Source organism: Actinoplanes sp. NPDC048967 (assembly GCF_040649415.1).
Lineage (GTDB): Bacteria > Actinomycetota > Actinomycetes > Mycobacteriales > Micromonosporaceae > Actinoplanes.
Window position 1 is genome coordinate 683,790 of sequence record NZ_JBEZFL010000003.1, and the last position, 16,327, is coordinate 700,116.

12 protein-coding genes are annotated in these 16,327 nt (G+C 70.1%); 2 read left to right on the plus strand and 10 right to left on the minus strand.

The window, feature by feature from the left end:
* The 6 genes from AB0C12_RS15765 to glnA all read right to left on the minus strand — a co-directional run.
* The coding region (locus tag AB0C12_RS15765) for a tetratricopeptide repeat protein (protein ID WP_360548311.1) at nucleotides 1–681 on the minus strand (681 nt) is incomplete at its 3' end.
* Nucleotides 678–1,883, minus strand: coding sequence for a tetratricopeptide repeat protein (locus tag AB0C12_RS15770; RefSeq protein WP_360548313.1), 1,206 nt, complete (start codon nucleotides 1,881–1,883; stop codon nucleotides 678–680). The genes AB0C12_RS15765 and AB0C12_RS15770, both read right to left, overlap by 4 nt.
* The gene (locus tag AB0C12_RS15775; protein ID WP_360548315.1) at nucleotides 1,880–3,172 is read right to left on the minus strand and encodes a tetratricopeptide repeat protein; all 1,293 of its coding nucleotides are present in this window, start codon (nucleotides 3,170–3,172) and stop codon (nucleotides 1,880–1,882) included. Before AB0C12_RS15775 ends, AB0C12_RS15770 begins: the two co-directional genes overlap by 4 nt.
* Nucleotides 3,173–3,195: 23 nt before the next feature.
* A complete protein-coding gene (locus AB0C12_RS15780) occupies nucleotides 3,196–5,445 on the minus strand; it encodes a CHAT domain-containing protein (RefSeq protein WP_360548317.1) in 2,250 nt (749 codons plus the stop codon).
* A gap of 14 nt (nucleotides 5,446–5,459) precedes the next feature.
* On the minus strand, nucleotides 5,460–5,828 hold the full coding sequence (locus AB0C12_RS15785; RefSeq protein WP_360548319.1) for a hypothetical protein: 369 nt from the start codon (nucleotides 5,826–5,828) through the stop codon (nucleotides 5,460–5,462).
* 416 nt (nucleotides 5,829–6,244) lie between these two features.
* Nucleotides 6,245–7,669: a type I glutamate--ammonia ligase gene (gene glnA / locus AB0C12_RS15790; RefSeq protein ID WP_360548321.1), complete on the minus strand. Its 1,425-nt coding sequence runs from the start codon at nucleotides 7,667–7,669 to the stop codon at nucleotides 6,245–6,247.
* 251 nt (nucleotides 7,670–7,920) lie between these two features.
* Between glnA and AB0C12_RS15795 the strand changes: the two genes are divergently transcribed.
* A complete protein-coding gene (locus tag AB0C12_RS15795; protein ID WP_360548323.1) occupies nucleotides 7,921–8,340 on the plus strand; it encodes an RDD family protein in 420 nt (139 codons plus the stop codon).
* Between the two features lie 150 nt (nucleotides 8,341–8,490).
* Here the strand turns inward: AB0C12_RS15795 and AB0C12_RS15800 are convergent, their stop codons facing one another.
* Nucleotides 8,491–9,165, minus strand: coding sequence for a pentapeptide repeat-containing protein (locus AB0C12_RS15800; RefSeq protein WP_360548325.1), 675 nt, complete (start codon nucleotides 9,163–9,165; stop codon nucleotides 8,491–8,493).
* A gap of 56 nt (nucleotides 9,166–9,221) precedes the next feature.
* Here AB0C12_RS15800 and AB0C12_RS15805 point away from each other — a divergent pair, with 56 nt between their 5' ends.
* Nucleotides 9,222–12,305 (plus strand): BTAD domain-containing putative transcriptional regulator, encoded by a 3,084-nt coding sequence (locus tag AB0C12_RS15805; protein WP_360548327.1) that lies wholly within the window; start codon nucleotides 9,222–9,224, stop codon nucleotides 12,303–12,305.
* Nucleotides 12,306–12,314: 9 nt separating this feature from the next.
* On the opposite strand, the gene AB0C12_RS15810 is transcribed toward AB0C12_RS15805, so the two are convergent.
* From AB0C12_RS15810 to mptB (AB0C12_RS15820), 3 genes are read right to left on the minus strand one after another with little or no spacing between them, the layout of a single operon-like run.
* Nucleotides 12,315–13,499 (minus strand): glycosyltransferase 87 family protein, encoded by a 1,185-nt coding sequence (locus AB0C12_RS15810; protein WP_360548329.1) that lies wholly within the window; start codon nucleotides 13,497–13,499, stop codon nucleotides 12,315–12,317.
* On the minus strand, nucleotides 13,496–14,863 hold the full coding sequence (mptB, locus tag AB0C12_RS15815) for a polyprenol phosphomannose-dependent alpha 1,6 mannosyltransferase MptB (protein ID WP_360548331.1): 1,368 nt from the start codon (nucleotides 14,861–14,863) through the stop codon (nucleotides 13,496–13,498). The genes AB0C12_RS15810 and mptB (AB0C12_RS15815) overlap by 4 nt, the downstream gene beginning before the upstream one ends.
* Nucleotides 14,860–16,278 (minus strand): polyprenol phosphomannose-dependent alpha 1,6 mannosyltransferase MptB, encoded by a 1,419-nt coding sequence (mptB, locus tag AB0C12_RS15820; RefSeq protein ID WP_360548333.1) that lies wholly within the window; start codon nucleotides 16,276–16,278, stop codon nucleotides 14,860–14,862. Before mptB (AB0C12_RS15820) ends, mptB (AB0C12_RS15815) begins: the two co-directional genes overlap by 4 nt.
* Nucleotides 16,279–16,327: the final 49 nt, after the last annotated feature.

The following is a 16,327-nucleotide window of genomic DNA, read 5'->3' on the forward strand; positions in this document are numbered from 1 at the left end:
GTAGACGCCGCCGATATTGTTCAGGCTGGTGGCTTCCCCCGCCCGGTCACCGACCTCGCGCCGGATGGGCAGAGCCTGCCCGAAGTAGGCGACGGCTTCCTGCAGATCACCCAGCCCCTGGTGGGCCAGGCCGATATTGTTGAGAGTCGCGGCTTCCCCGCGCCGGTCGTCGACCTTGCGCAGGAGGGGTAGAGCTTGCTCGTAGTAGGTGAGAGCATGCTGCCGATCACCCAACCCGTTGTAGACGCCGCCGATGTTATTGAGCGTGGCGGCTTCCCCCGCCCGGTCGCCGACCTCGCGCCGGATGGGCAGGGCCTGTTCGTAGTAGGTGAGGGCTTGCTGCCTGTCGCCTAGCCCGTCGTAGACCAAGCCGATGTTGCTGAGAGTGCCTGCTACATTGCCGCGGTCGTCGTCGGTTTGAAAGAGCACGAGGGCCCGGGCGAACGAATTCAGCGCCGCCCAAGGCGAGCCGGTCGAGTATTGTGCCGACCCCAGCAAGTAGTAGGCGCCAGCGTCATCACCCAACGTCAGCGTGTGCTCGGCCAGCCGGGCAACATCGGCGAACCTGGACCGGGCCAGCCACATCCGGCCAAGCTCATCCCCGACATGGCGGGCGATGCTCGCTTCTCGGCCGGCTACCGCCAGTCGGTGCACCTCCACCCACTGCGTTGTCGACGTCACGGCGGTTGTGCCCCAGTAGCTGAGCCGCCCTGTTGCTGTTCGCGTCGGACCTGATCCAGCATGGCAGTGTCAGACTCCAGATCGGGATGACCGACCTGCCGATCAAGATCCACCACCTGCTCCAGCTCTACGACAGCCCGATCGAGCTCGCCACCCCGTCGATAGATCATCGCCACGTTGTACCGGGTGATCGCTTCCCCGAAACGATCGCCGACCTCCCTCAGGATGAGCAGGACCTGCTCGTAGTAAGTGAGGGCTCCTTGTCGGTCACCAAGCCCGTGATAGACGCCGCCGATGTTATTGAGGCTGGTGGCTTCCCCCGCCCGGTCACCGACCTCCCGCGTGATGGGCAGGGCCTGCTCGTAGTAGGTGAGGGCCTGCTGGCCGTCACCTCGCCCGTGGTAGACGCCGCCGATGTTGTTGAGAGTGGTGGCTTCCCCCGCCCGGTCACCGACCTCCCGCGTGATGGGCAGGGCCTGCTCGAAGTAGGCGAGAGCTTGCCGCCGATCCCCCAGCCCGTCGTAGACCCCGCCGATGTTGTTGAGAGTGGTGGCTTCCCCCGCCCGGTCACCGACCTCCCGCAGGATGAGCAAGGCCCGCTCGTAGTAGGCGAGAGCTTGCTCCCGGTCACCCAGCCTCTTGTAGACCAGGCCGATGTTGTTGAGGGTGGTGGCTTCCCCCGCCCGGTCACCGACCTCCCGCAGGATGAGCAAGGCCCGCTCGTAGTAGGCGAGAGCTTGCCGCCGATCCCCCAGCCCGTCGTGGACCAAGCCGATGTTATTGAAGGTGGCAGCTTCCCCCGCCCGGTCACCGACCTCCCGCAGGATGAGCAAGGCCCGCTCGTAGTAGGCGAGAGCTTGCCGCCGATCCCCCAATCCGTCGTAGACCAGGCCGATGTTGCTGAGGGTGGCTGCTTCATTGCCACGATCGTGGGCGGTTCGGTAAAGCTCGAGAGCCCGAGCGTAGGAAGACAGCGCCGCCCATGGGGAGCCGGTCGAGTGTTGTGCCCAGCCCATTTGGTAGCGAGCGCGGGCGTCATCACCCAGCGTGAGGGTGTATTCAGTCAGCCGGGCGACGTCGGCGAACCGGGACCGGGCCAGCCACACCCGGCCGAGCACACCCCCGATCTTGCGGGCGATGCCCGCCTCCCGGCCCGCTACCGCCAACCGGTGCACCTCCAGCCACCGCGCCGTCGACGTCACGCCGGCCCGGCCCCGGTGGCTGAACCGCCCTGCTCGCGCCGGACCTGATCCAGCATGGCGGTGTCAGACTCCAGATCGGGATGACCAACCCGCCGGTCAAGGTCCACTACCTGCTCCAGCTCCACGACAGCCCGATCGAGCTCGCCACCCCGCCGATAGATCATCGCCAGGTTGAACCGAGTGACCGCTTCCCCAAACCGATCGCCGACCTCTCGCAGAAGGAGCAGGACCTGCTCGTAGTAGGTGAGGGCCTGCTGCGGGTCACCCCGATCGCTGTAGACCAGGCCGATGTTGTTAAGGGTGGCGGCTTCTCCGGCCCGGTTGCCGACCTCGCGCGTGATGGGCAGGGCCTGTTCGAAATAGATGAGGGCTTGCTGCCGATCACCCCGATCGCTGTGGACCATGCCGATGTTGTTAAGGGTCGCGGCTTCCCCGGCCCGGTTGCCGACCTCGCGCGTGATGGGCAGGGCCTGTTCGAAATAGATGAGGGCTTGCTGCCGATCACCCACCGCCTGGTACACGCTGCCGATGTTGTTAAGGGTGGTGGCTTCCCCGGCCCGGTCACCGACCTCCCGCAGGATCGGCAGAGCCTGTTCGTAGTAGGTAAGGGCTTGCTGCCGGTCACCCAGCCCGTTGTAAACCAGGCCGATGTTATTAAGGGTGGTGGCTTCCCCGGCCCGGTCACCGACCTCGCGCCGGATGGGCAGGGCCTGTTCGTAGTAGGTGAGGGCTTGCTGCCGGTCACCCAGCCCGTTGTAAACCAGGCCGATGTTGTTGAGAGTGGTGGCTTCCCCGGCCTGATTGCCGACTTCCCGCAGGATGGGCAGGGCCTGTTCGTAGTAGGTGAGGGCTCTCTGCCGGTCACCCAGCCCGTCGTAAACCAGGCCGATGTTGCTGAGAGTGGTGGCTTCCCCCGCCTGGTCACCGACCTCCCGCAGGATGAGCAGGGCCCGCTCGTAATAGGTGAGGGCTCTCTGCCGGTCACCCAGCCCGTTATAGACGCCGCCGATGTTGCTGAGGGTGACTGCTTCATTGCCACGGTCGTCGGCGATCTGGTAGAGGTCGAGGGCCTGAGCGTAGGAATCCAGCGCCGCCCATGGGGAGCCGGTCGAGTGTTGTGCCCACCCGAGTTGATAAAAGGCGCCGGCGTCATCGCCCAAAGTGAGGGTGTGTTGGGCCAGTCGGGCGACGTCGGCGAACCGAGACCGGGCCAGCCATACCCGGCCGAGCCCGCGTCCGACCTTGCGGGCGATGCTCGCCTCCCGGCCGGCTACCGCCAGCCGATGCACCTCCACTAGGCGGTTAGCTACCGTCATGGCTGTGGTGACGTGTCGCCGGGTCGTTCATTGACCACCCAGATCTGGTAGAGGGAGCGGGCGGCGGCGGCGCACGCCTGCTGGTGGTCGTCGGCGGTGAGCAGGCGCTCGAAGAGTGGCCGTAGAACGTTCGACACGAAGTAGCGCGGTTCGCCTGTCTCTACGTCGAGGCCTTCTTCGAGCAGTCCGAGCTCGGCCGCCCGTTCGATGTGCCGGTCCACGTCGCGGTGGTCGTGGACTGCGTGGACCGTCGCAAGTGGAACGGGCAATTCGACTACGTTGAGTCGGGCGAGCATCCTCTGCAGCTCGATCGGCTGGGTGCCTAACAGCTTTTCGGCGAAGATGCTCTCCCGGAACTCGGCGGCCTTGTCTTCGATCGCCGTGATGAGGGCGGGGACGTCAAGGGCAGTATCGGCGATGATCTTGTCGAGCCAGTCGAGCAGCCGCGGATTGCCGCTCGCCGCTGCGATCGCCCGGGCCTTCACCGTGGCGTCGACCGGTGATTGGGGGCGCAGGTTCGGCAGGTTCGCGATCTTCTTGGTCTGTTCGACTTCGGTGAAGGTCTCCAGGGGTACGAGCTGCATCGTGGTCCCGGCCGGCTGCGGGAATCGGTACCGGCTGGTGATGATCACCCGGCTGAGGCTGTTCGTGTCGTCGATCGCCTTCAGCAGAGCCGCGAGGATCGGGGCCATCTCCCCGGAGAGCACGTGACCGCCGTCGCGTTCGTCGAGGTTGCCATCCTCGAAGTCGTCGAACACGAACAGGCATGAGGTTCGGCCGAGCGGCCCACGGAACAGGTACTTGAGCCGCTCGGTGAGATCGACGTCGTCTCGGGCCAGCACCGTCGCGGCCTCGTCGCGGTCGGCCAGGCTCTCGAACGCCACCATCGAGGTCAATTCCCGGAACCTTGTGATGTCGACCCGTCCGAACCAGACCACCCGCTGGTGGGTAGGCATCCTCTCCAGCAACCGGGAGGCGAGGGTGCTCTTACCCAGTCCGCCCATGCCCTGCAGCACCAGCGCTTGCGCCGACCCGGGTGATCCGAGGGGCTGTTTCAGGATGCGCAGGCAACGCTGGATGAGTCGGCGCCGTCCCACGAAATCGGCCCGTGACGCCACCCGGGAAAGGTTGGTCTGCTGGTCGAGGAACTCGTCGGCGGCGTGGCGGACCCGAATCCGTTCCCGTCCCGAAGTATTCAGCGGTGTCACCACAGGGGTGAGCGGCGACGCGTCGGCGTACACGCGAAGCAGATGCCAGCTGCTGTTCTGTGCGGCGAAGAGCTGATGCCGGGCCAGGACCACGGAAAGGTCCAGGGGTTTACCCCCGGCGAGGAACTGATAGAGGTGTGCCGCGAACACCGACGCCGACACGTCCCCGACCGGGAGCGCCCACCCGAGGACCATCGGTGCGCCCGCGCTGACCAAACTTTCACTCATCGAGGGGAACGTTCCCTCGCCCGGCGCGCCGGCGGTGAGGCAGCCCGATACGAACACCAACCGCGGCCACTGACCGAACATGGCTTGGGCGATGTCGTCAGCCGACGCCAGGACCCGCCCGCCGAGTTCGTTCTCCACCAGGAACCTTGGCTGACCATCGATGGTGGCGTGCCCGCTCAGATGCAGAACGTCGAAGTAGCCGGCGCCATACGATTCCGCGGTGAACCGCAGACCCTCCAGCGTCCCGCTCTCCTCAACCACGAGCTCCGTACCCGTGTTTGCCGTCGCCGACAGGATCTTGGCTTCCTCAGCCTCGTAGTTGAGGACCGGCTCCGCTCCTTCTGGTGAGGTCGCCATGAACAGCACCCGCAGCGGACGGTTATGAACCATGACACTGTCGCCCAGTGTCGCGACGCGGCTCGGCGCCCGGATCGGCAGCAAGGGTCGTTGCGCACTGGCCGCAAGATAGGTGCCGTCGCGGGCGAGCAGCTCCCACGGGAGGTGTCGCAGCCGTTCCTCAGCTGTGAGGATTCGCAACGCCACACCGCGCGGGTCCTCAGATACGGCACTCAGCCATCGCTCGTCGCCGTCCAGAAACCGGTACAGCCGCTCGCCAAGGTCACGCAAGAGGGCTGAACTGAAAACTCGCCGGGTCGGTGACCCCTCGGAATAGTGCTTCTCGACGGCCGTGACGAGCGCCTCGACGGCGGTCTGGTCCAACCCGCGTTTCTCCACCTTGCCGTCACGAGTAAACCGGAGTTCCGAACGGTCAGTCGTCAGCTTGAAGATTTCCAGGTCGTATCGCTCCACGAAGCGGTCCCGCTCTACTCGCCGCGGCCGGTCAGCTCCGGTTGCACCCGACGGCCAAGAGCTGTCTCCAGCGTCTTCTGATCCACTCCCGACAGCTCGATCCGGGTGCCGTCGTCCAAATGGATCGTGACCTTGGCATCGGTTGTCTTGCTTGCGCGCCACCAATCCCAAATCACCTTGGCCGTGCTGACTCCGCTGAACACCAGGCCGATGACCGCAACAATCACCTCGGCCGACCGCTCGACCTCGACCGCACCCACCGTGTCACCACGCTGCGCCGACTTCTCCAAGACGCCCTGGAGATCCCCGGCCAACCGCTCGGCGTCCGCCCCAGCAACCTCGATCGATGCACTCGCCACGCTATCTCCCACGATCGTCGACAACGGAATCCATCGTGGCCGATAGCACCGCGACATGGATACAGAGTAGGTACCAGCATTCAATGCCCGTCAACTCACTCGATCGTGCGTCGGACACTCGACAACAACATCAGCCCGCCCGGGTACACCTACCCTCGACCATCCGTGCAGAGCGGGTCCCGACTGCCCCACCGTCGGCATCCGGCTGAACAATCTCGCCTGATCATCAAGACCTGGAGGAGGAGGCGGCGGACGACGACGACAACGAACTGCCCCAGCCGGTCGGTCTGGTGTACCGGGCGCTGACGGGGAGCCGGTCAACGCCTCGACCTTCTCCCGCGCGCCGGTTCGCACCAAACGGGCTCTGGGCGTACAGGAAAACGGCGGCCATGCCGGCTGTGAGCCGGACATGACCGCCGCTTCTTCGGCGCTGCTACAACTCAGACGTTGTAGTACATCTCGAATTCGTGCGGGGTCGGGCGCAGGCGGACCGGGTCGATCTCGTTCACGCGCTTGTAGTCGATCCACGTCGAGATCAGGTCGTCGGTGAAGACGCCGCCCGCCGTCAGGAACTCGTGGTCGTTCTCCAGGGACTGCAGGACCGCGTCCAGGGAGCCCGGGACCTGCTTGACGCTGCCCCACTCCTCCGGGGGCAGGTCGTACAGGTCCTTGTCGATCGGGGCCGGGGGCTCGATCTTGTTCTTGATGCCGTCGAGGCCGGCCATCATCTGGGCCGAGAACGACAGGTACGGATTGCTCGACGGGTCCGGCACGCGGAACTCGACCCGCTTGGCCTTCGGGTTGCTGCCCGTCACCGGGATGCGGGTGCAGGCCGAGCGGTTGCGCTGCGAGTAGACCAGGTTGACCGGCGCCTCGTAGCCCGGCACCAGGCGGCGGTACGAGTTGACCGTCGGGTTGGTGAACGCGAGCAGCGACGGCGCGTGGTGCAGCAGGCCGCCGATGTACCAGCGGGCCGTGTCCGACAGGCCCGCGTAGCCGGTCTCGTCGTAGAACAGCGGCTCGCCGCCCAGCCACAGGGACTGGTGGGTGTGCATGCCCGAGCCGTTGTCACCGAAGAGCGGCTTCGGCATGAACGTCGCCGTCTTGCCGTGCTCCCAGGCGGTGTTCTTGATGATGTACTTGAACATCTGCATCTGGTCGCCGGCGTGCAGCAGCGTCGAGAACTTGTAGTTGATCTCGGCCTGGCCCGCGGTGCCGACCTCGTGGTGCGAACGCTCCACGGTGAAGCCCACGTCGATCAGGCGGCGCACCATGGCGTCGCGCAGGTCGGAGTAGTGGTCGATCGGCGAGACCGGGAAGTAGCCGCCCTTGTACGCGGTCTTGTAACCGCGGTTGCCGCCCTCCTCGTCCTTGCCGGAGTTCCAGGCGCCCTCGATCGAGTCGATGTAGTAGAACGCCTGGTTGGCGGCGGTCTCGTGCCGAATCGAGTCGAAGATGTAGAACTCGGCCTCGGCGCCGAAGTACGCGGTGTCGGCGATGCCGCTGGACGCAAGGTAGGTCTCGGCCTTCTTGGCCACGTTGCGCGGGTCACGCGAGTACGCCTCACGCGTGAACGGGTCGTGGATGAAGAAGTTCAGGGCCAGCGTCTTCTGGATGCGGAACGGGTCGACGAACGCCGTCGTCACGTCCGGCAGCAGCATCATGTCGGACTCGTGGATGGCCTGGAACCCGCGGATCGAGGATCCGTCGAAGGCGAGGCCGTCGGTCACGACACTGTCGTCGAACGATTCCACCGGCATGTTGAAGTGCTGCATCACGCCGGGAAGGTCACAGAACCGTACGTCGACGAACTTGACGTCCTCGTCTTTGAGGTATCGCAGGAGTTCCTCGGGATTGGCGAACACACGTCCTCCTGGCACATGATTTTCGAACCGGGGCGGCGTGAGCCGCCACGAGGCTAGGCTGACGCGACGCTATGGCCCCGTAGTTGCCCAGGCGTATCCCTATTGTTTCCGCCGTGTTACGGAGGCCCGGATCTGCATTTGGCACAGCATGGGGCCGCGGTCACCTTGGATCATCGACGACACTACCGCCGGGGATGCGCCGCCGGGGGCGGAAATGCCGCAACGGTACGCCCGCGGCTACGCTCGTCCCCGTGGCGACAAGCGCGAACGGCTCACCCACCCCGCCCGAGAAGGCGGCGGCTCTCGACCTGTCGACGCTGCAGCCCGCCGAGTTCGGCCGCCGCCTCGCCGCACTGCTCATCGACTGGGCGTTGTGCCTGGTCATCGCCAGTTTCTACGCCGATCCACGGGTCGTGGCCTGGCCGCCCGTGGTGGTGCTGATCCTGTTCAACGGGCTGTTCATCGGCCTGTTCGGACAGACCCTGGGGATGTCGCTGGCCCGGATCCGCGCGGTGTCCGTGGCCGACGGCGGCGCCATCGGCATCCTCCGCGGCCTGCTGCGCGGCGTCCTGCTGGCCCTGCTGATCCCCGCGATCATCATGGACGCCCGGCGCCGCGGCCTGCACGACCGCGCCGCCGGCTCCATCGTCGTAGCCCTACCGAAGAGGTAGCGAACCGCCCAGGGCCGCGGAACCGCCCAGGGCCGCGGAGCGGGTCAAGGCCCGAAGACGGGTCAAGGCCTGAAGACGGGTCAAGGCCCGAAGACGGGTCAAGGCCCGGCGACCGGTCGAGGCCGGCGACCGGTCGAGGCCGGCAACGGGTCAGTCCGAAGGGTCGACCTTGATGCCGAGGCCGCCGGCCAGGGTGTAGCTCAGCGCCGGCAGGTCGTCCGGGTGCACGATCGCGCCGCGCCAGCTCGCGATCCCGGCGATGCCGTCCAGCTCGCAGCGCCGGAACCGGGCGCCGTCCATGGTGGCGTGGTGGAACTGGGCGCCGGTCAGGTCGCACCCGGTGAATCGGGCGCCCCGCAGGTCGGCGTTGGTGAAGTCGGCCCCGGTCAGGTTGCAGCCGGTGAACCGCACGCTGTCGAAGCCGGTGAAGCGCCAGCCCGACAGATCCAGCCGGCACTGGTCGAAGGTCACCTCGCCGAGCTTGCCGTTCGTCACGGAGAAGCCGGTCATCCGCGACTCGTCGAAGGTCACCCGGCGCACGGCCCCGCCGTCGGCGCGCACGTTGGCCCAGTTCGCGACCTGCACCACGCAGTCGGTCAGGGTGAGCTGCGCCAGCACCGAGGAGGACAGGTCGGCCCCGCGGAACCGGCACTGGGTGAACTCCACCGACTCCGCCTCCCGCCCGGACAGGTCGTGACCGTCGAACGCGACAGCGCGGAAAGTGGTCTCCGGCTCGAGCTCCTGCTGGGGCGCTTCGAGGGCGGCGGGCACGGCCGGCTTGCGGGGTGCGCTCTGACGGATCGGGCTGCGGCGGGCGACTGGCATCCGGCAACCCTAGGCTTGCCGGAACCGGCTCGCGGACGGGGAGCAGAATCGACAGCGTGGACATCGCGCTGCTCGGCCCCGTCGAGCTTCGGGCCGACACGGGTACGACGGTGCCGGTCGCGGGCGCGCGTCTGCGTACCCTCCTGATCCTGCTCGCCCTCGACGCCGGCCGCGCCGTCTCCACCGACCGGCTCGTCGACGGGGTGTGGGGTGCCGATCCGCCCGGCAGCGCCGCCGGCGCGCTGCAGGCGCTGATCTCCCGGCTGCGCCGCGCCGCGCCCGGCCTCGCCATCGCCGTCACGCCGTCCGGCTACCGCCTGGACCTGGACCGGGACCGCGTCGACGCGCACCGCTTCACGCGGCTGGTCACGCAGGGCCGGCCGGAGGAGGCGCTGGCGTTGTGGCGGGGCCCGACCGAGTTCCCCGACGTGGCGCGCGCTGAGGCCGTACGCCTGGATGAGCTCCGCCTGACCGCCCGGCTGCAGCGGGCCGAGGCCCGGTTGCGGGCCGGCGGCGACGCCGACCTGGCCGGCGAGCTGGAATCGCTGGCCGCCGAGCATCCGCTGCACGAGCCACTGGCCGGCCTGCTGATGCGCGCGTTGATCGCGGCCGGTCATCCCGGTCGCGCCCTGACGGTCTTCGAGCGGATCCGCGGCGAGCTGGCCGAGGCCCTGGGCGCCGACCCGTCGGCCGAGCTCGCCGCGCTGCACGTGGAGACGCTGCGCGGGCAGCACCGGCGGGCCCGGGGCAACCTGCCGGCCGAGGTGAGCAGCTTCGTCGGCCGGGAAGCGGACCTGCGGGCGGTCCGTGATCTGGTGGCCGCGCACCGGCTGGTCACGCTCATCGGCCCCGGCGGCAGCGGCAAGACCCGGCTGTCCGTGGAGGCCGGGCAGACGCTCACCGCCGGGCATCCGGACGGGGTGTGGCGGGTCGAGCTGGCGCCGCTCACCGACCCCGCTGAGGTGCCGCAGGCCATCCTGACCGCGTTGCAGCTGCGCAGTCAGTTCGTGATCAGCCTGCCCGGTGGGCACCCGGCGACCGAGCCGGTGCCGCCGCTGACCCGGCTGACGGACGCCCTCGCCGGCAAGGAACTGCTGCTCATCCTCGACAACTGCGAGCATCTCATCGGCGCCGCGGCCGAGGTCGCCGACGCGGTGCTGCGGTGTGCGCCGGGGCTGCGGCTGATCACCACCAGCCGCGAGCCGCTGGGCATTCCGGGCGAGCAGCTGTGGCCGGTCGAGCCCCTCGCGCTGCCGCCGACGGATGTGCGGGCGGCGGACTATCCGGCCGTACGCCTGCTGCTGGACCGGGCGGTCGCGGCCCGGCCCGGCTTCGCGCTCGAGCCCGGGACCATCGCTCCGGTGGTCCGGATCTGCCGCGCGCTGGACGGCATGCCGCTGGCCATCGAGCTGGCCGCCGCCCGGCTGCGCACGCTGCCGGTCGACGTCCTGGCGGCGCGGCTGACCGACCGCTTCCGGCTGCTCACCAACGGCAGCCGCACCGCGCTGCCCCGGCACCAGACGCTGCGGGCGGTCGTGGACTGGAGCTGGGACCTGCTCGACGACGACGAACGGGCGCTGTGGCGGCGCTTCGCCTACTTCCACGGCGGGGCCGACGTGACCGCGGTCGAGCAGGTCTGCGGCGCGGACATCGATCTGCTCGGTGCGCTGGTCGACAAGTCGTTGCTGGTGCTGTCCGGGGACCGCTACCGGATGCTGGAGACCATCCGCGAGTACGGCCTGGAACGCCTGGCCGAGGCCGGTGAGACCGAGCAGCTGCGCGTCGCGCACGCCCGCTACCTGCTGGCCCTGGCCGGCGCCGCCGAGCCGGAGCTGCGCCGGCGGGACCAGCTCAGCTGGCTGCACCGGCTCAGCGTCGAGCACGACAACCTGCACGCGGCGGTCCGGGCCGCGATCGAGGCCGGCGACGCCCGGACCGCGATGGCGCTGACCGCCCGGCTGGGCTGGTACTGGTGGCTGCGCGGGCACCGGGCCGAAGGCTGCGGGCTGGCCCGCGACGTGCTGACGCTCACCGGCGAGACGGACCCGGAGGACCGGGCGCTGGCCTACGCGTACTCGGCGCTGAACGGGCTGGAGGGCGCCGCGCCGATGGACGAGGTCAAGGGGTGGTTCCAGGCCGCCGGACGGGAAGGCGCCGGGCCGCACGCCGCGCATCCCGTGCTGCGGCTGCTGGGACCGCTGGCGTCGATCTTCGAGTCGGGCGGGCAGCTGGGTGCCTTCACGCAGGTCGAGCCGCTGTTCACCGACACCGATCCGTGGCTGCGGTCCATCGCCCGGATGATCGTCGCGCAGCTGCGGCTCAACTTCGGGCAGCGACCCGCCGTCGCCCGGGAGGAGCTGCGCGAGGCCCTCGACGGGTTCCGGACGATCGGCGAGCGCTGGGGCGTCGGCTTCACGCTGAGCGCGCTCGGCGACATGGCCGCGGCGCAGGGCGAGTTCCAGGACGCGGTGACCTGGCAGCGGGAGGCCCTGGCGCTGGTCCGGGAGGTCGGCATCCGCGAGGACCTGCCGCAGCTGGAGATGAAGCTGGCCCACCAGCTCTGGCTGGCCGGCGATCGCACCGAGGCGCGCCGGATGCTCAAGCAGGCCCGGCAGTCGGCCGAGGAGGTGGGGCTGTCCGAGGTGCTGGCGTCGGTGGAGTACGGCTACGCGACGATCGCCCGCGAGGAGGGCTCCCTGGAGGAGGCCCGCGAACGGATGGCCCGGGCCGCGCGCCTCATCGACAACTCCGCCCACATGACGCAGTTCCGCGCGATGACCCGTTCGACGCAGGCGCTGATCGAGGGGGCCGCCGGGAACCTGGCCGCCGCGCACGACCTGCACCGCGGTGCGGTGGAGATGGCGGTGGACTCGCTGGACGCGCCGGTGATGGCCCAGGTCCTGGTGGGGGTGGCCGACTACGCCGTACGGATCGGGGACCCGGTCCGAGCCGCGATGCTGCTCGGCGCGGCCGACGCGGTCCGGGGCGCACCGGACCGGTCGATGCCGGACACCGACCGGATCACGGCGCTGACCCGCGCGGCCCTGGGCGACGCGGGCTACGAGCAGGCCTACGACTCGGGCACCTCGGTCACCATGGCGACCGCCATCGAGGCGACCGGCCTGCGCCCGGCCACCTGAGCCGGGTCGTCAGGTGACCGCCGGTGCGGCGATCCGCTGCTCGTCGGGCGCTTCGACGCGCGACGACGCCCGCAGGGGCATCCAGATCAGCAGGGCCAGGCTGAACCAGACGTAGAGGTTGCTGCCGATGATCGCCAGCGGCGGCCGGGGCCCGTTCTCCCAGGCCCAGGTGAGCCGGGACGTCAGCACGACGTACGCGGCCCCGCCCAGCCACAGTGCGCGCCGGTCGCGGTCCGCGGACAGGCCGGCGTCGACGCAGCGGACGATCGCCGGCAGCAGCCACACGCAGTGGTGCACCCAGGTCACCGGGCTGATCAGGCAGCCCAGCAGACCGGTCAGGGCCAGTCCGGCCAGGTGGTCCCCGGACCGGGCGGCAGCGCGGACCCGCCACACCCAGAACGCCAGGGTGGCCAGCACGCAGACCAGCCAGACCTGAGCCTCCACGCTGTCCAGCGGCAGCCGGGCCAGCAGGCCGCGCAGCGACTGGTTGGACAGGTACTCGAGGTTGCCGACCCGGTTGGTGTCCCACAGCGCGGCGGTCCAGAACTCGCGGGACTCGTCCGGGAACAGGCCCGCGGCGATCAGGGTCGCGGCGGTGGCCGCGGCGATGGCCGTACCGGCGGCCCGCCAGCGCCCGGTGACCAGCAGATAGAGGATGAAGACGCCGGGGGTGAGCTTGATCGCGGTGGCCAGCCCGATGCCGATGCCGCCCCACTTGCGCCCGCGGGCCACCCCGAAGAGCACGTCCCCGGCCACGAGCGCCAGCAGCACGGTGTTGACCTGCCCGAAGCCGAACGTCTCGCGGACCGGCTCGAAGCACAGCGCGAGCGCCACCGCGACGCTGCCGGCCAGCCCGGGCGTCCAGCGGGAGCGCCGGATGATCGGCCCGGCCAGCCACCAGGTGACCAGGGCGGTGCTGGCCACCGTGGCCGCGCCCGCGATCACCAGGACCAGCCCGAACGGCAGGTACGCCATCGGCAGCATGGCCAGGCCGGCGAACGGCGGATAGGTGAAGCCGTACGGGGTGCCGTCCTGGAGCCAGTCGTAGACCATGCCGTCGTCGCGGAACCAGTACCGCACGGCGCCCGAGTAGACCCGCGAGTCGAAGAAGAAGTGCAGGTCGGCGGCCCACCACAGCACGCCGGCGGAGATGATGGCCGCGAGGGCGGCGATGGTCCAGGCCCGGCGCGTCACGCGGACACTCTACGGTGGCGCAGCTCGCGGGCCTGCCGTACGGCCAGCACGACCAGTACGGCGGTGACGGCCGGCGCACCGGGCACACGGGTGAACAGCGCCCAGTTGTAGCCGGCCGGCAGGGTCAGGGTGGCCGCCAGCGCGCACAGGCCCAGCACCCAGCGCCGTTCCACCGTGGTGGCCGCCAGCACGGCGAGGGGCCAGATCGCGTACCAGGGGTGGAAGACGGGCGCGCAGAGCACCGTCAAGCCCAGCGCCCAGCCGGCGCCCGGGAGCGCTCCGCCGTCGCGGGCCCGCCACCACAGCACGGGCAGCAGGACCACCAGCAGCAGCACACCGAGGATGCGGGTCACTCCCACCGCGTCCACGCCGGTGACAGCCTGCACGGTCAGTCCGACGGCGGTCGACGGTGAGGTCCACGCCACGGTATCGCCGCTGCGCAACAGGCCCGCGATCCAGCCCGGGCCGCGCCCGGAGACCAGGGACACCAGACCCACGGTGCCGACTGCACCGGCGGCGATCAGGGCGGCGGGGCGCCACAGGGTCCGTACCGGTGCGGACGGGGGCACCGCCGCGAGGACGGCGAACGGCAGCACGACGACCGCGGTCGCCTTGACCGCCACGGCCAGGCCCAACGCCACCCCGGCCGCGACCAGCAGCGACGGCGACGGCCGGGCGGCGACCAGGGCCAGCCCGACCACCAGCAGGCCCACCATCAGCGCGTCGTTGTGGGCGCCGGACACCAGGTGGATCAGCACCAGCGGACAGGCCAGCACGGTCCACACCGCGCGGGCCGGGTCGATGCCCGCGCGCCGGGCCAGCACCGGCAACCCGGCCGCGACCAGGCCCAGACCGGCCAGGGCGATGACCCGCAACCCGGCGATCACGCCGGGCAGCGAGTCGCCCAGGGCCACGGCCCAGCCGGCCACCAGCAGGAAGAGCGGACCGTACGGCGCCGGCGACGTGCGCCAGGTGGTCGACACCGAACCCAGCCACGGGCAGCCGAAATCCTGCACGCCACCGGCATACGGATCGCCGCCCGAGTGCTGGACAAAACCCTGGCAGGCGTACGAGTAGATGTCCTCGCTGCCCAGCGGCAGCATCGGCAGCACCGGCAGGATCCACAGCCCGGCGGTGACCAGCGCCCACCGCGTCGACGGCACCCGGTGGCGCCCGAACCACCACGCGCACAGCAACGCCGCCAGGCCGAGCACCCAGCACAGCGGCAGCAGCAGGCCCTCTCGCCCGGCGAGCATCGTGCCCGGCGTGACCGTGGTGCCCCGCGCGAACGGTGAACCGCCGAGGTAGGCGGCCGCCGCGACCAGCACGCTCCCGGCCAGCCCGCCCCACCGGATCAGCCTCACGCCGCGGTCACCAGTTCCCTCCCGCGCAGCCAGGTCACACCGCGGTACGCGACCCAGCCGATCAGGACGATCATCGCGAACGACATCGGCACGCCCAGCGGCCGGAACACCCCGGTGCCCTCGGGCAGGATCGTCGCCATCGCGAAGACGACCGTCCCGGCCAGCCACCGGGCCCGCGCGGTGCCGACCGCGAACAGCGCCAGCGGCCAGATCAGATACCAGGGCTGGGTGATCGGCGCGAAGAAGATCACCGCGAGCAGCGCCAGCCCGGCCCCGACCAGCGGGTCACGGTCCCGGGAGCGCCAGAGGATCACCAGCAGCGACACCCCGAGCAGCACCAGCGCGACCGCGCGGATCGCGGGCACGACCTCGAGATCGGCGCCGAACCAGCGGCCGGCCGCCTCGACCGCGAGACCGATCGCGGTCGGCGGCGACGACCAGTTCACCGACTCCCCCGCGCCGGACAGCGCGGTCAGCCAGCCCAGACCCAGCCCGGAGGCGAACGAGCCGGCCACCAGCACGGCGAGCGCGGCCGCCACGACCGCTCCCCCGCGCTTGATCAGCCCGGCCCAGCCCGCGGCCCGCAGACCACCGACGGCGAACAGCGCCGCGAACGGCAGCACCACCCCGATCGTGATCTTGACGGAGATGGCCAGGCCGAGCAGCGCCCCGCCGACCAGCAGCGTGGTCCAGCTCCTCACCGGCGCCGCCAGCACCGCGAACCCGGCAACCATGAACGCCACCGTGAGCGCGTCGTTGTGGCCGCCGCCGATCAGGTGCACCGGCACCAGCGGGCAGCAGAGCACCAGCCACAGCGCCCGGTCCACCGGCGCGCCGACGCGCCGCGCCAGCACGGGCAGGCAGGCCGCGATCGCGACGACGCCCAGCACGGCGAGGACCCGGAAAGAGATCAGGGCGGCCAGCTGCGACCCGAACGCCGCGGCCAGTCCGGCCAGGACCAGAAAGACCGGACCGTACGGCGTGGGCGTGTCGCGCCAGACCACCGAGACCGAGTCCAGCCAGGGACAGGGCTGGGCCGACACCCCGACCAGGTACGGGTTGAGGCCGGCGTGCACGAGGGCGCCCTGGCAGGCGTTCGCGTACATGTCCCGGCTGGCCAGTGGCGGCACGACCAGCAGCGGGGCCGACCACAGGGCGGCGGTCACCAGGATCCACCGGGGAGTGAGCCGGAGGCGGCGGCCGTACCACCAGGCGACGCAGAGCGCGGCCAGGCCCGTGAACCACAGCAGCAGGATGAGGACGCCGGCCGGCTCACGCAGCACGCTGACCACGTTGACGTTGCGGCGGATGAACGGTGCGGCGCCGTAGAGGAACGCGTCCACGGCACAGGCCACAGCACCGAAGAAGCCCAGCCAGCGCAGGAACGCGGGGCGGGCCAGCAGCCCCTGGATCATGACAACGGCCTCGTGCGGACCCCTCGTGACCGTGGCATGCGCGTCAGCG